Origin of the sequence: Mesorhizobium sp. ES1-6 (assembly GCF_020164775.1) — a bacterium.
GTDB lineage: Bacteria > Pseudomonadota > Alphaproteobacteria > Rhizobiales > Rhizobiaceae > Mesorhizobium.
Genome location: NZ_JAIUGU010000003.1, coordinates 422,012 through 437,041 on the forward strand (window position 1 = coordinate 422,012; position 15,030 = coordinate 437,041).

The window sequence follows — 15,030 nt, forward strand, 5'->3', positions numbered from 1 at the left end:
ATGATGCGGAAACTGTCGCTTCTGTTTGCCGGTGCGCTGATGGGCGCGTCCGCCATGAGCCTTGTCTATGGCGCTCCCGGCTCGGCGGCGAACGCTGCGGGATCGGAGACCTACAAGCAACTGGCGATCTTCGGCGACATCTTCGAGCGGGTGCGGGCGCAGTATGTGACCCCGCCCGACGACAAGTCGCTGGTCGAGAACGCCATCAACGGCATGCTTTCCTCGCTCGACCCGCATTCCTCCTATATGAACGCCGAGCAGGCGCAGGACATGCGCGTGCAGACCAAGGGCGAGTTCGGCGGCCTCGGCATCGAGGTCACCATGGAGAACGACCTGGTCAAGGTGATCACGCCGATCGACGACACGCCGGCCGCCAAGGCTGGCGTGCTGGCCGGCGACTATATCGCCAAGATCGACGGCGAGGAGGTTCGCGGCCTGACGCTCAACGACGCGGTCGACAAGATGCGCGGCCTGGTCAACACGCCGATCAAGCTGACCATCCTGCGCCAGGGCGCCGACAAGCCGATCGAACTGACCGTCGTGCGCGACATCATCAAGGTCAAGGCGGTCAAGTTCAGGGTCGAGAACGATATCGGCTACATGAAGATCACCTCCTTCACCGAAAAGACCTATGACGATCTCGAGAACGCCATCGACACCATCAAGAAGCAGGTGCCGGACGACAAGCTGAAGGGCTATGTGCTCGACCTGCGCCTCAACCCGGGCGGTCTGCTCGACCAGGCGGTGAGCGTGTCGGATGCCTTCCTCAAGCGCGGCGAGATCGTCTCGACGCGCGGCCGCGATCCGAAGGACGTCACCCGCTTCGACGCCAAGCCCAAGCAGACCGACGACATCAACGGCAAGCCGATGATCGTGCTCGTCAATGGCGGCTCGGCCAGCGCTTCGGAAATCGTCGCCGGCGCGCTGCAGGACCTGCGCCGCGTCACGGTGGTCGGCACGCAGTCCTTCGGCAAGGGTTCGGTGCAGACCATCATTCCGCTCGGCGAAAATGGCGCGCTCAGGCTGACGACGGCGCTGTATTACACGCCGTCGGGCAAGTCGATCCAAGGCAAGGGCATCACGCCCGACATCAAGGTCGATCAGCCGCTGCCGCCGGAACTGCAGGGCAGGGACCTGACCCGCGGCGAATCCGATCTCAAGGGCCATATCAAGGGCGCCGACGAGAGCTCGACCGGTTCCGGTTCGGCCGCTTATGTGCCGCCGGATCCGAAGGACGACCTGCAGCTCATCTATGCCGAGCAGCTGCTGCGCGGCCAGAAGACCGATCCGTCCTTCCCGCCCAATCCGGAAAAGGCCGTGCTCAACCAGTAAGGCCGGCAACCGGTCTGGCCGGTTGAACGAAGCAATGCGATGCTGCCGGGACCGAAAGGTTCCGGCAGTTTGATTCGGAGGCCAGGACCAGGCCTCCAGATACGGCGCCGCGCCAGGATTGATGAATTCGTGCATGTCTTGCCGAAGGCGGTCGCCTTCGGAACCGTGCGCACCGGGGACAGGGCTTGGCTGATATCGGCAAGGACATCGAACGCCCGCTTGGACAGAGCGTCCGGGCGCCGCGCGCCGCCGGCAAGGTCAGCGTCGGCGTGATCGCGGCGAGCGCGGTCGTGCTGGCGGTGGTCGGCGTCTCCGCCGCGATCGCGCTCAGGGAAAAGCCGTTTCGAAAACCGCAGGAAGTCGCCGGTTCGACGCCGAAAGTGACCGCTTCGGCCGAGTCCGCGACGTCGCCTCCCGCCTTGGCTCCGGCGGCGACGCCAAAGGCGGAGACGAAGGATTTGTCGACGAAGAGCGGCGGTCCGCAGATCATTCATGTGCAGACGGAAGAGGGCGATGGCCCGCCCAAGGCGGCAATCGTCATTCGCGATCCATCGACCGTCGGCCAGAATCTCAAGATCGCGCATATTCCCGACAAGGCGCTGATCGAAACCAGTGAAACCGGACCCTTGCCGACGCGCTCCGCCGACGGAAGGCGGCCGTTCGACGTCTATGCGCGGCCATGGTCGGGCTCGCGTGGCGCGCGCGTGGCGATCGTCATCGGCGGGCTCGCGGTTTCGCAGACGGGCACCCAGGCTGCCATCGCCAAGCTGCCGGCGGAAGTGACGCTCGCCTTCGCGCCGCAGGGCAACAGCATCGGCCGCTGGATGCAGGCCGCGCGGCAGAGCGGCCACGAGGTCGTCATGCAGGTGCCGCTCGAGCCGTTCGATTACCCGAACGTCAATCCTGGCCGCAACACACTGACGGTTGCGGCGACCCCCGACGAGAATCTGAAAAACCTGCACTGGGCGCTGTCGCGGACGACGAACTATACCGGGGTCATGAACTATATGGGGGCGCGGTTTTCCGCCGACGCCGCGGCGATGGAACCGTTCATGGCCGAGCTCGGCAAAAGGGGCCTCGCCTATATCGACGACGGCTCGTCGGCGCGCAGCCTGGCGCCCGACATGGCGCTCAGGGATGGCGTGCCTTTCGTCGCCGGCGACACGGCGATCGATGCGGTGCAGGATCGTGGCGCCATCCTCAAGAAACTGGACAGTCTCGAAGCGACAGCGCGGGCCAAGGGCAGCGCCGTTGGTATCGGCTCGGCTTTCGACCTGACAGTCGACACGGTGTCGTCATGGGTGGGCGAGGCCAAGAAACGCGGCATCGAGATCGTGCCGATTTCGGCTGTGGCCATCGATCCGCAAAAAAGATAGCCATCGGAAAACGGCTCGGAAGATTGAATGATGGCAAGGACTGGCAAGGTCGACCGCGAAACACTGCCCTATCGCCCCTGTGTCGGGTTGATGATCCTCAATGCCCAAGGCCTCGTCTGGGTCGGGCACCGCATTGCCGAACCCGACAGCGAATTTTCAGGCACGACACAGCTCTGGCAGATGCCGCAAGGCGGCATCGACAAGGGCGAGGAGCCGCTGCAGGCGGCGGAGCGGGAGCTCTACGAGGAAACCGGCATGCGCAGCGTCTCGCTGCTCGCCGAGGCGCCGGACTGGATCAATTACGACCTGCCGGACCATCTCGTCGGCATTGCCTTCAAGGGGCGGTATCGCGGCCAGACGCAGAAATGGTTCGCCTTCCGCTTCGACGGCGACACCAGCGAAATCCAGATCAATCCGCCGCCGGGCGGCCATACCGCCGAATTCGACAAATGGTCATGGCGGCCGATGCAGGATCTTCCGGAGCTTATCGTGCCGTTCAAGCGCAAGGTCTATGAGGACGTGGTGGCGGCGTTCCGGCACCTGGTGCGGTAGCTGGGCGGATGGTTGCCGCGCCGGCCGGGCGGCTCTATTGATGTTTATCCGCTGCAAGCAGGGTCGCCATGAACGACGCCCCCAAAAAGTCTCTGCCCGATGACGTCGCCGCCGTAAGCCAAGAGGCCGCGGGGGCCATTCTCACCATCGATCTCGGTGCGATTCGCGAAAATTACCGGCGGCTCAAGGCATTGCTGGGCGGCGCGCGCTGTGCCGGCGTGGTCAAGGCCGACGGCTACGGCCTCGGCGCGCGCCAGGTGGCATCGGCGCTGGCGAAGGAAGGCTGCGGCATCTTCTTCGTCGCGCTGCTGGCCGAAGGCATCGCCTTGCGCAAGGCGATCGGGGCCGGACCCGAAATCTACGTGCTGAACGGGCTGCCGCCCGGTTCCGAGCCTGAGGCGGTGGCGGCTGGCCTGTGCGCGGTGATCAACAGTGGCGCGCAACTCGAAGCCTGGCGCGCCGCGGCCCGCCGCGTCGGCCGAAAACTTGCGGCCGCCATCCAGGTCGACAGCGGCATGTCGCGGCTTGGCATGGCGCCGGCCGAAGTCGAGGCGGTCGCCGGCGATGCCGCCGCGTTCGACGGTATCGGCGTCAGATATGTGATGAGCCACCTGGCCTGCGCGGACGAGCCGCGCCATCCGGCCAATGAACAGCAGCGGTTGGCTTTCGAGCGGCTGCGCGCCCTGCTGCCCAAGGGGCCGGCCTCGCTCGCCAATTCCTCCGGCATCTTTCTCGGGCAGTCTTACCATTATGATCTCGCCCGTCCCGGCGCCGCGCTCTACGGCATCAATCCGACGCCCGCCGAACCCAACCCGATGCTACCTGTCGTGCGGCTGCAGGCGAAGGTGGCGCAGACGCGCCGCGTCGAAAAAGGCACCGGCATCGGCTACGGCCACACCTATCACGCGGATGGCCCGCTCAGCCTGGCGACGATCTCGTTCGGCTATGCGGATGGTTGGCTGCGCCGGTCCGCCTCGGCCGCCTGGTTCGAGGGGGTGCGCCTGCCCTTCCTCGGGCGGGTGTCGATGGATTCGATCATTCTCGACATATCGGCGCTCCCGCCCGGCAAGCTTCGCGAAGGAGATCTCGTCGAACTGCTCGGCCCTTCGCAAAGCGTCGATGACGCCGCCGGGCATGCCGGCACGATCGGCTACGAAATCCTGGCCAGCCTCGGAACGCGCTTCCACCGGCACTATCTCGGCGGCTGAGCGGTTTGGCCGCGCTTGACAAGCGGGCGCCTGTCGGCAACGTTCGGGGAATGAGCAACCTCGCTTATACCAGAACCTTGTTCAGGGTCTGCCCGATCGCGGGATCGTAGCCCCGGCGCGGCCGCCTTCCGGCGTCCGTCCGTACCGGGGCATCCATACATTCACCATCGTCATCAAGTCGTCAGCTGCCAGCGGCTGCCGGCTTTCATCAGGCCGCCATCAGCGCGGCAAGCGCGCATCGGGTCGATGCGCCGATCCAAGAGGTTTTGCCATGCAACATGCAACAGGACAGCGTCCATCGAGCCAGATTCTGATCAGCGACACCGACCACGACAGGTTGACTGGCTTGGCGAGGACGGTGCTGGACCGCGCACCCGAGACGGCCGAGGAGCTGCTCTCGGAGCTGGACCGGGCCGTGATCGTGAAAGCGGCGGCAATGCCCGCCAGTGTGGTGCGAATGGGCTCGACAGTGACGATCCGCGATGAAGGCGGCGACATCAAGCGCGTCGTGCTGGTCTATCCAGGCGAAGCCGACATTGCCGACAACCGGATCTCGGTGCTGACGCCGATGGGAACGGCGCTGATCGGCGCCAGCACCGGACAGGTGGTGTGCTGGAGCGGTCGTGGCGGACGCAAATTGTCGGCGACCGTGGAAGCCGTCGGTACGGCCGCCGGCGGCGAGCGTCGATCATGGAGGCAGTGATGAAAGACAGGAGCTGCCGCCTGACAATGAAGGATTTCGCCGTCCTGGAAGTGATGCTCGAGCGCCGACGCGCATTCGCGGATCCGATGGTCGCGATGCTCGAAGAGAAGCTTTCCAATGCCAGTACCGTACCGACCGAGTCCGTCGGACCCGATATCGTGACGCTGAACAGCCGCGTGGTGTTTCGCGTCGATGCCGGTGCGGCCGAGACGCGCACCCTGGTGCAGAACGACATGCGCGGGCCGGTCGGCTCCAGCCTGTCGGTGGCAACCAGGCGCGGGCTGTGCATGCTTGGCATGGCGCAAGGCCAGACGGTCTCGATCGAGTTCCCCGAGGGCAGGCGCGAGCAGGTCCGGATCGAGGCGGTGCTCTATCAACCGGAAGCCGCGCGGCGGGCGGCCCGGGAAAGGGCTTCGGCCGGCAAACCGCGGCCGCACGGGCTGACCCTCGTCCATAGCGCCGGCGCTTCCATGCGGCCTCTTGGCGAGACGGCCCGAATGCGGCAGACAGAGGGAGATGACGATCCCGGTCCGTCGGCGGCGTGAAGAGCCATGGCGCATGATGGCGAAGATCGGGATCGATTTTCGCCGGCGATCGTGCGCAAATCGCGGATGCGGCCGTGTCCAACGGCGTTGCCGAGGGACACGGCGTAAGGAGTGAACGATGAAGATCATGGTGCTGGGCAGTGGCGTCATCGGGGTGACCACGGCCTATTATCTCGCCGAGGCCGGCCATGAGGTGACGGTGATCGACCGCCAGAAAGGTCCGGCGCTGGAAACCAGCTTCGCCAATGCCGGCGAGATTTCCCCCGGCTATGCCTCGCCCTGGGCAGGGCCCGGCATTCCGCTCAAGGCCATCAAGTGGCTGCTGATGAAGCACGGCCCGCTGGTGGTGCGGCCGGCCTTCGATCCGCATATGTGGACATGGCTGGTCAAGATGCTGCGCAACTGCACGGCCGAGCGCTACGCCATCAACAAATCGCGCATGGTGCCGTTGGCCGAATACAGCCGCGACACGTTGAAGGCGCTGCGCGAAGCGACGGGCATTGCCTATGACGAGCGGACCCAGGGCACGCTGCAGCTCTTCCGTACGCAAAAGCAGCTCGACGGCACCGGTGGCGATGTCGAGGTGCTGAAGAAATATGGCGTTCCTTATGAAGTCCTCGACCAGGACGGTTGCATCGCGGCCGAGCCGGGCCTGGCAGGGGTACGTGAGAAATTCGTCGGCGGCCTGAGGCTGCCGCATGACGAGACCGGCGACTGCAAGATGTTCACCGACCGGCTGACCGAGCTCTGCGTGGCGCGGGGTGTCAAGTTCGAGTACGACGTGACGATCTGGCGCGTCATCCGCAGCCGCAATCGCGTCGCCAATCTGAGCACCAGCGCGGGCTGGAAGGCGGCGGACGCCTATGTCATGGCGCTGGGCAGCTATTCGGCGGGTTTCATGCGCCGGATGAAGCGATCGATCCCGGTCTATCCGGTCAAGGGTTATTCGATCACCGTGCCGATCAAGGACGCCGCCGCCGCACCCGTGTCGACAGTGATGGACGAAACGTACAAGGTCGCCATAACCCGGCTCGGCGACCGCATCCGCGTCGGCGGCACGGCCGAGATTTCCGGCTTCGATCTCAGGCTGCACGAATCGCGGCGGCGCACGCTCGAACACTCGGTCGGCGATCTCTTTCCGGGCGCAGGCGCCATGCGCGAGGCGACGTTCTGGTGCGGGCTGAGGCCGATGACGCCGGACGGACCACCGCTGATCGGCCGCACCGAGCTGTCCAACCTCTATCTCAACACCGGCCATGGCACGCTCGGCTGGACCATGGCCTGCGGCTCGGCCAAGGTGTTGTCCGACATCATCTCCAACCGGGTGCCCGACATCGACGTGCGTGCCCTGGCGCAGGAGCGGTATCTCAAATAGTCATCCGCGCGTCTCGCCGACTTTGGGCAATGATCAGAACGCCTGCCTGACCCAGGCCTCGTCGAACAGCAGCCGGTAGGCCCATGGGATCGTCACATTGGTGGCGACCGGGTTGGAATGGGCGAGGTAGTCGTCATAGACCGGCTTCATCCTGGCGTAAAAGGCCGGGTCGAGCACCATCATGCCGTTCTCCGAATCGTGGAAGAAGCTGCGGTTGTTGAGGTTGACCGACGAGATGGCGACCAGCCTCTCGTCGATCATCATGATCTTGGAATGCAGCACCACGTCAGGCGCCTTGAATTCGCGAATGTTGATGCGGTCGCCATATTTCTCGACGAACAGCTTGTTGAGCGCGGTGAGGAACTTGCCGCCGATATCGCCCTTGAGGTCGATGCGGCCGACAATGTCGATCCTGACGCCGCGGGCGAGGGCCCGGTCAAAGGCCTGGGCGAGGTTCGGGGTCAGATTGAGGTAAGGGTTGACGATCTGGATATGGCGCTGGGCGGCGTCGACCAACTCGACGAAATAGGCTTCGAGCGCATGGCCGTCCTCGTAGGGCACGGAAATGAAATGCCGGGCGGTACCTGACGGGCGGCGGCCATCGGCGCGGACCGGGATGGAGAAGGGGCGCGCCAGGTTGGTGTCGGCATCGCGCAACCACATCGTCGACAGATGCGCGGCGAGCGTCTCGACCGTCGCCTGGTTGGCGAACTCGATGTCGAAGTCGCTCCAGTTCGAATAGTAGTTCAGCGAAAGACCGTCGGTCTTGCCGTATTGCTCGAGGTCCGGATAGCGCGACAGGTCGATCGGTTGGTGGAACAGAAAACCGTCATGGATGTTGCGGCCGCCGATGATGACGCGCGAACGCGCGGGATCCCGCGCCAGCGTCGCCAGCATCTTGATGTGAAGGACCTTGTGCAATTGTGAAATCTGCTCGTCGATCGGCGCGCCATGGTCCGCCCGCCAGCGATATTCCTGCAGCTCGACATTGGGGAATTCCGCCGCCAGCCGGTGCAGCATGGCGTCGTCCTTGTCGCGCTCCAGCACATCGGTGACCATGATGCGCACCTTGGTGCCGAGCGCGGCGTGGTGGCGGATCAGCCGCTCGATGATGCGCCCGGTAAAGTCGGCCTTGAACTCGAGCGAGGACAGATAGATCAGCTTCAGCCTTGGCGCGTGTGAGAAATCGAGCGGCAGTTCCGGATCGCCCTTGTCTATGGCTGCGTCGGATAGCGGCGCGCCCATCAGCGCCTCGACCTTGGCGTTGAAGCCGTCGCGCGACTTGCGCAGCAGTTTGGGTTCTCCCAACGGCAGCGCGCAGGTCTGCGACAGCCAGCGGCTGGCATAGAAGGCGCGCTCGAGCGCGTCGAGGCCGGCACCGCTGGGAACCGGGCAGCGCTGGTAGCGGCTGTCCAGGGCGGCGAGCGCCGGATCGGCGGTCTCTTCGCGGCGGATGGTGAGCGGCGCGCCCGTGGGTGCAAGGCTGGAGCGGACCTTTGCCGTGCACCGGTTCAGGCTGTCGCTTGGGAACAGGCTGACCGTGTCATCCTCGCCGGACAGGCGAAAGCGGAATGCCGCGCCAGCGGTAATGGTGCGCGAGGCGCCGGCGGCACGGATCGCCAAGGCGCCGTCGCAGGTGCCCTCGATGTCGGCCGGCTGCCTGCCCGCCTGGCGCACGACGATCTCGGTGCTGCGTGCCTGCAGGCCGGAAAAATCGAACGTCTTGGGGGCCGAGGGCCACGCCGCCGCGTCGATGTAGAGCGTCTGCCGCGACGCCCGCCAGCGGGCATCGAACCGGCCGTCGCCGCTGCCTTCACTGGCCGGCGGCAGATGCGCCTTGGCAACCGGTCCGGCCAGTTGCCGCAGCGTCGAATATGTTGCCTGGAAGTCGCGGTTCTGGACATCGCGCCGGTTGCGCCCGAACGGACCGGTGCCGTTGGCACGGTCCATGGCGCCGAGCTCGTTGTTGGCGAGCAGCGCCAGGAACCGCTTCTCGTAATCGCTGGTAGCGGCATCCCCAAAAAACTGCGCGGCCGCCACCTGGGGGCCGGATGTGCCGGCCGACAGCGAGGGCCGCGCGCAGCCCTCCTGTCCCGGCATGAGGGCGCAGCCATTGCGGCCCGCGCCGGCACAGCCGGCGAGGACCGCGAGCGCCAACAAAGCGGGGAGGATCGACGGGCGGCTGTTCACCCGGCGGCTCCGGCCTTCATGGCACTCAGCTGCGCCGGGTCGCGCGGCGGCATGAAACCATGTGGGAAGACTTTGCACACCGGAATGGCAAAAGTGGCGATCAGTAATTCTGCCTCGTCGCGCATCTTGCGGGATGCCGTCTTGTCGTCGCGGATGGCCCGCGCCGAGGCGACGAGGGCGCCGTCACAGGCGCAATGGTCGTGTTGGGCGATGTAGCAGGCGTCATGGGTTCGGCAGACCGCGTCGAGGCGATCGACGGGTCGGGCCGACAGATCGCCGGTGCGGGTGCCGGGACCGCAATAATTGCCGATGACGAAAGGCGAGGGACGGGCCATGGCGTAGCGGATCGGCTTGGGCAATTCGGCTTCCGGTACTTTCGTCCATGGATTGGCGCATGCGGAGACGAGAAGCAGCGGCAGGATGGCAAGATGGGCTCGCATGTCTATCCGCGCCAGCTTTCTGAAAGATTCCCACCCGGTGGCCCTGCCGATGGCTGACGACCGCACGCCTGATGCCACACAGGCCGGTTTTGTGGCAAGGAAAAGGCGGCGGATGTCGCCTGATCGTGATATGCTAAGGTGACATCTCCCATACGGACATTCCGGCCAGGCATTCGAAAGCACCGATGATACGTTTAAGCTTTGCGATTACCACTCTTGCAACTCTGTCCTGTACTTTTGCAGCCAATGCGGAAGACAAGACCTTTCATGATCAGAAGAACGGGTTCTCGCTGACCTTTCCCTCGGACTGGACCATCCAATCGCCTTCCGATGAAGAGATAAAGCTGAGCGTGGTGTCCGCCGATCTGACCTGCATGGTATCGGCCTCAATTTACGATCGTTCGGCAGCGAACTCGCAATCCAGTACGCGCGAATACATCGAAGGCTGGTCGATGGACAATTGGAAGAAGACATTCGGGCCCTCATTCAACACGGCCGATTTCAGCAATGACAGGCTCTCGACGTTCCCCGATGGCTACCCTGTGCGCCTTGCGGACGCGAAGTTCACGGTTCTCAGCCAGGACACGACCATCCATGGCCATTCCAGATTCGCGTTTTCGGTTCGGGGCGCGAGTTACGGCTATGTGAACTGCTCCGTGATGGGCCAAAGTGCCGAGCAAGTGGCGCAGATGTGGACGCCGCTCGCGGACAAAGCAGAGCGTGTGGTCAATTCGTTCATCCTGGACCCGCCCTGACCTGCGCGCAGTGCTTCCAGATTTTTGGGTTCACAGGAACAGGCCCCGTTCCCGCTCCACCGCCTTGGTGATGAAGCTGGCGACGATCTGGACGCGGCGCAGCGGCCTCACCGATTCGTGATAGACCAGCCAGTAGGCGCGGCGGATAGGCGCGACGATGTCGACCGGCACCAGTTCCGGCATCGAGCGGGCGACGAAGGTGTGCAGGATGCCGATGCCGGCGCCCGAACGCACGGCCTCGGCCTGGCCGAGCGCCGAGGATATGGCAAAGCTGGTATGCCAGTCGGCGCTGAACTCGGCGGCATAATCGAGCGAGGGGCTGACGATGAGGTCCGGCACATAACCGATGAGAGTGTGCTGGCCAAGATCGGCGGCGGTTTTGGGCAAGCCATTGGCTTCGGCATAGGCGCGCGCGGCGAACAGCCCGAGGGTATAGTCGACCAGCTTGCTCGCAACCAGCCGCCCTTCGGTCGGCCGCTCGACGGTGATCGCGATATCGGCCTCGCGCCGCGACAGCGAGAAGGAGCGCGGCACCGGCACGAGCTGGATGGTGAGTTCGCGGTGAAGGGCGGTGAGCTCGCCCAGCCGCTTGGCCAGGAAGGCGACGCCGAAGCCGTCGGGCGCGCCGATGCGCACGGTTCCGGAAACATCGTCGCCCTCGCCCGATATGGTCGAGCGCGCGGCGATCATGTCGCCTTCCATGCGCTCGGCGATGTCCAGGAAGCGCTCGCCGGCCGGCGTCAGTTCGCTGCCGGTGGTCAGCCGGCGAAAGAGTTTTGTCCTGAGCGCCTCCTCAAGGGCCGCGATGCGGCGCGAGACGGTGGCGTGGTTGAGCTCCAGGCGTTTGGCCGCACCGAGGATCTGGCCGGCGCGCGCCACGGCGAGGAAGATGCGGACGTCATCCCAGTTCATCTACCCCACCCGACGATAGCGTCATTTGCGGCAATTAATGCACAACCAACTGCCGTTGTCTATTTTTCGCACAACGGTTGCGATCTCCCTCGCGTTGCCATCGCCCGCGCAAAGGCGGACAATGCATCATCATCAAACCCAGGGAGAGAAATCATGATCGAGTACGGTCATTACATCGGCGGCAAGCATGTCGCCGGCACCAGCGGCCGCAAGCAGGACGTGATGCAGCCGATGGACGGCACGGTGCGCGGCACGGTGGCGCTGGCCTCGCAGGCGGAACTGCGCGCGGCGGTCGAGAACGCCAAGGCGGCGCAGCCGAAATGGGCTGCCACCAACCCGCAGCGCCGCGTGCGCGTGCTGATGAAGTTTCTCGAACTGGTCGCCCGCGACTATGACGAACTGGCCGACATCCTGGCGCGCGAACATGGCAAGACCATCGCCGACGCCAAGGGCGACATCCAGCGCGGCCTCGAAGTGGTCGAGGTCTGCATCGGCGCGCCGCACATGATGAAGGGCGAGTTCACCGACGGCGCCGGCCCCGGCATCGACGTCTATTCGATGCGCCAGCCGCTCGGCGTCGTCGCCGGCATCACGCCGTTCAATTTTCCGGCCATGATCCCGCTGTGGAAGATCGCACCGGCCATCGCCTGCGGCAACGCCTTCATCCTCAAGCCGTCCGAGCGTGATCCGGGCGTGCCGATGCGCATCGCCGAACTGTTCCTCGAAGCAGGGTTGCCCGCCGGCATCCTCAATGTCGTCAACGGCGACAAGGAAGTGGTCGACGCCATCCTCGACGATCCCGATATCAAGGCCGTCGGCTTTGTCGGCTCGACGCCGATCGCCCATTACATCTATTCGCGCGGCACGGCGGCGGGCAAGCGCGTGCAGTGCTTCGGCGGCGCCAAGAACCACATGATCATCATGCCCGACGCCGACATGGACCAGACCGTCGACGCACTGATCGGCGCCGGCTACGGTTCTGCCGGCGAGCGCTGCATGGCAATCTCGGTCGCCGTCCCGGTCGGCAACGATACCGCCAACCGGCTGATGGAAAAGCTGATCCCGCGCGTCGAGAGCCTGAAGGTCGGTCCCTCGACGGATTCGGCCGCCGATTTTGGCCCGCTGGTGACGGCGCAGGCGCTGGAGCGGGTCAAGGGTTACGTCGACACGGGCGTCAAGGAAGGCGCCAAGCTCGTCGTCGACGGTCGTGGCTTCAAGATGCAGGGCTACGAGGACGGCTACTATATGGGCGGCTGCCTGTTCGACAACGTGACCGCGGACATGCGCATCTACAAGGAAGAGATCTTCGGGCCGGTGCTCTCGGTGGTGCGTGCACCGCGTTACGAGGATGCGATCAAGCTCGCCAACGACCACGAGATGGGCAATGGCGTCGCCATCTTCACCCGCGACGGCGATGCCGCGCGTGACTTTGCTTCCAGGGTCCAGGTCGGCATGGTCGGCGTCAACGTGCCGATCCCGGTGCCGATTGCCTACTACACGTTCGGCGGTTGGAAAGCGTCTTCCTTCGGCGACCTCAACCAGCATGGCCCGGACGCCTTCCGCTTCTACACCAAGACCAAGACGGTGACCTCGCGCTGGCCGTCCGGCATCAAGGACGGTGCGGAGTTCGTCATCCCGACGATGAACTAAAGCCGAACGAGAAGACGCGATTTTGCTCAAGGCCTAAGTCCCCGACTTAGGCCTTTTGGCGTTGCAAACGCTAATGTGATGGAATCTGCGCGGCACGCGCCGATATCGTGAAAGCGCTCGGGGAGAACTTCCACGAAAGCGAAGCCGGGCACGGCCTGATCAATCCCAATGTGGTCCTCGAAGTGTTCGTTTCCGATCACGGCACTGGACGGTTCTGGCTTCCGACACGAAGGGCCAGAGTTGCATCCTGTCGGTCGGCGAAGGCTGGGACAGTCCGCTCAAGGCGGCCTTGCCGGGCGCCTGAGCTATTTGCCTTCTCGCTCTCGCAGCTATCGCGTCGCAGCCACCTCGGCATGGCCGCGCAGCAGCGCCATCAGCTTCTTGGCGTCCTTGGCGGCGCCTTCCTCGTCGCCGTCCAGGATCGAGCGGATCAACGCGACATGGTGCTCGGCGGATTCGGCCAGGCCGGTGTCGGCCTTGTAACGGAACCAGAAGCGGCGGCTGTGGGTCTGCAACGGGGCGGCCAGTCTCGCGGCGAACGGGTTGTCGGCGGCCAGCGCCAGCGCGTCGTCGAGCGCCTTGTCGGCCTGGATAAAGGCAAGCACGTTGCCCGAGATGACCGCCTTCTGCATGGCAAGTGCGGCCTCGTGAAACAGGTCGGCGGCCTCGCGGGTAACAAAGCGTGCGGCCGATCGTGCAAGCACCACCTCGACGCCGCGCCTTGCGTCGAGCACGCGCAGCCAGTCGCCCGGGTGCAGCGGCGCGATGGCGATGCCGGCGCGTGGCCTGACATCGAGCAGCCCCTCCCAGGCCAGCCGCTGGATCGCCTCGCGCACCGGCGTGCGGCCGAGCGCCAGCCGCTCGATCAGGGAGCCTTCGGTGACAAAGCTCGCCGGCGCCAGTTCGAGCGTGACGATCATGTGTTCGAGGACACGGTAGGCCTTGGCCGCCGCAGGCTCGGGCATGGTGCTTGCTTCCATGGATATCAAAGGCGGTCTCCTGATATATCTAGAATATATCATAACAGAATCCGCATTGACAGCGGCTTTCCTAACAGATATATGGCTGATATATCAGATGGAGAGACATAGCCATGTGGACCGGAGTTTTCCCCGCCGTCACGACCAAATTCACCGCCGACGACCGGCTCGACCATGCCGAGATGGAGCGCTGCTTCGGCCTGCAGATGGATGCCGGCTGTGACGGCATCATCGTCTGCGGCTCGCTCGGCGAAGGGCCGATGTTGTCGCCGGACGAGAAGATCGAGGTGCTGAAGACCGCGCAGAAGGTCGCCGGCAAGAAGCCGGTGCTGCTGACGGTCAACGAGGCTGGCACCCGCGAGGCGGCCAGCATCGCCAGGCGTGCCGCCAAGGAAGGCGCCAACGGCCTGATGGTGGTGCCGAGCCCGATCTACCATACCAACGCGGAAGAGACGATCGCGGCTCTCCGCGCCGTCGCCGAAGCCGGTGACCTGCCGGTGATGATCTACTCCAACAGGCTCGCCTATCGCGTCGACGTCAGCGTCGACCAGATGGAGGAACTGGCGTCGGACAAGCGCTTCGTCGCCATCAAGGAGTCCTCCGACGATATCAGGCGTTCGACCGAGATCATCAATCGCCTGGGCAGCCGCTACGACCTGTTCACCGGCGTCGACAACCTCGCCTTCGAGGCGCTGTCGGTCGGCGCCATCGGCTGGGTGGCCGGCCTGGTCACCGCTTTCCCGCGCGAGACCGTCGCCATCTACCAGTTGATGAAGCAGGGCCGCCGCGAGGAAGCGCTCGCCATCTACCGTTGGTTCCGGCCGCTGCTCGATCTCGACGTCTCGACCTATCTGGTGCAGAACATCAAGCTCGCCGAAGTGTTCGCCATCAACACCAATGACCGCGTGCGCATGCCGCGCCAACCGCTGTCGGGCGAGCGCCGCAAGACGGTCGAGAAGATCGTCAAGGACGCGCTCGCGGTGCGGCCGACGCTGCCGCGGTTCTGAGGAGA

Annotated in this window: 14 protein-coding genes; 10 read left to right on the top strand and 4 right to left on the bottom strand. The window is 64.9% G+C overall.

The annotated features are described in order from the left end of the window. The 7 genes from LB564_RS10855 (at position 1) to LB564_RS10885 (ending at position 7,091) form a co-directional block, all read left to right on the top strand. A complete protein-coding gene (locus LB564_RS10855) occupies positions 1 to 1,332 on the top strand; it encodes a S41 family peptidase (RefSeq protein WP_224537461.1) in 1,332 nt (443 codons plus the stop codon). A 185-nt stretch (positions 1,333 to 1,517) separates the two neighbouring features. Then, positions 1,518 to 2,708, top strand: a complete 1,191-nt coding sequence (locus LB564_RS10860; protein WP_224537463.1) for a divergent polysaccharide deacetylase family protein — start codon at positions 1,518 to 1,520, stop codon at positions 2,706 to 2,708. Positions 2,709 to 2,738: 30 nt separating this feature from the next. Beyond that, a complete protein-coding gene (locus LB564_RS10865) occupies positions 2,739 to 3,260 on the top strand; it encodes an RNA pyrophosphohydrolase (RefSeq protein ID WP_224537814.1) in 522 nt (173 codons plus the stop codon). Between the two features lie 68 nt (positions 3,261 to 3,328). Continuing rightward, positions 3,329 to 4,468, top strand: a complete 1,140-nt coding sequence (gene alr / locus LB564_RS10870; RefSeq protein ID WP_224537466.1) for an alanine racemase — start codon at positions 3,329 to 3,331, stop codon at positions 4,466 to 4,468. Between the two features lie 271 nt (positions 4,469 to 4,739). Further along, positions 4,740 to 5,171, top strand: a complete 432-nt coding sequence (rnk, locus tag LB564_RS10875) for a nucleoside diphosphate kinase regulator (RefSeq protein ID WP_224537468.1) — start codon at positions 4,740 to 4,742, stop codon at positions 5,169 to 5,171. 26 nt (positions 5,172 to 5,197) lie between these two features. After that, complete coding sequence (locus tag LB564_RS10880) at positions 5,198 to 5,716, top strand: GreA/GreB family elongation factor (protein ID WP_224537470.1); 519 nt, start codon at positions 5,198 to 5,200, stop codon at positions 5,714 to 5,716. 118 nt (positions 5,717 to 5,834) lie between these two features. Next, a complete protein-coding gene (locus LB564_RS10885) occupies positions 5,835 to 7,091 on the top strand; it encodes a D-amino acid dehydrogenase (RefSeq protein WP_140702488.1) in 1,257 nt (418 codons plus the stop codon). Positions 7,092 to 7,124: 33 nt separating this feature from the next. Here the strand turns inward: LB564_RS10885 and LB564_RS10890 are convergent, their stop codons facing one another. Together LB564_RS10890 and LB564_RS10895 are read right to left on the bottom strand one after the other, a co-directional pair. Continuing rightward, entirely contained in the window at positions 7,125 to 9,191 is a 2,067-nt protein-coding gene (locus LB564_RS10890) for a phospholipase D-like domain-containing protein (protein WP_224537816.1), read from the bottom strand. Between the two features lie 86 nt (positions 9,192 to 9,277). Further along, positions 9,278 to 9,721 (bottom strand): hypothetical protein, encoded by a 444-nt coding sequence (locus tag LB564_RS10895; RefSeq protein ID WP_140702486.1) that lies wholly within the window; start codon positions 9,719 to 9,721, stop codon positions 9,278 to 9,280. 185 nt (positions 9,722 to 9,906) lie between these two features. Between LB564_RS10895 and LB564_RS10900 the strand changes: the two genes are divergently transcribed. Then, entirely contained in the window at positions 9,907 to 10,476 is a 570-nt protein-coding gene (locus tag LB564_RS10900; protein ID WP_140702484.1) for a hypothetical protein, read from the top strand. Between the two features lie 30 nt (positions 10,477 to 10,506). Here the strand turns inward: LB564_RS10900 and LB564_RS10905 are convergent, their stop codons facing one another. Next, positions 10,507 to 11,388, bottom strand: a complete 882-nt coding sequence (locus LB564_RS10905) for a LysR family transcriptional regulator (protein WP_140702482.1) — start codon at positions 11,386 to 11,388, stop codon at positions 10,507 to 10,509. A gap of 153 nt (positions 11,389 to 11,541) precedes the next feature. Between LB564_RS10905 and LB564_RS10910 the strand changes: the two genes are divergently transcribed. Beyond that, positions 11,542 to 13,038, top strand: a complete 1,497-nt coding sequence (locus LB564_RS10910; RefSeq protein WP_224537472.1) for a CoA-acylating methylmalonate-semialdehyde dehydrogenase — start codon at positions 11,542 to 11,544, stop codon at positions 13,036 to 13,038. 329 nt (positions 13,039 to 13,367) lie between these two features. Here LB564_RS10910 and LB564_RS10915 read toward each other — a convergent pair whose 3' ends face one another. Further along, complete coding sequence (locus LB564_RS10915; RefSeq protein ID WP_224537474.1) at positions 13,368 to 14,003, bottom strand: GntR family transcriptional regulator; 636 nt, start codon at positions 14,001 to 14,003, stop codon at positions 13,368 to 13,370. A 128-nt stretch (positions 14,004 to 14,131) separates the two neighbouring features. On the opposite strand from LB564_RS10915, the gene LB564_RS10920 reads away from it, so the two are divergent. Next, complete coding sequence (locus LB564_RS10920) at positions 14,132 to 15,025, top strand: dihydrodipicolinate synthase family protein (protein WP_224537476.1); 894 nt, start codon at positions 14,132 to 14,134, stop codon at positions 15,023 to 15,025. Positions 15,026 to 15,030: the final 5 nt, after the last annotated feature.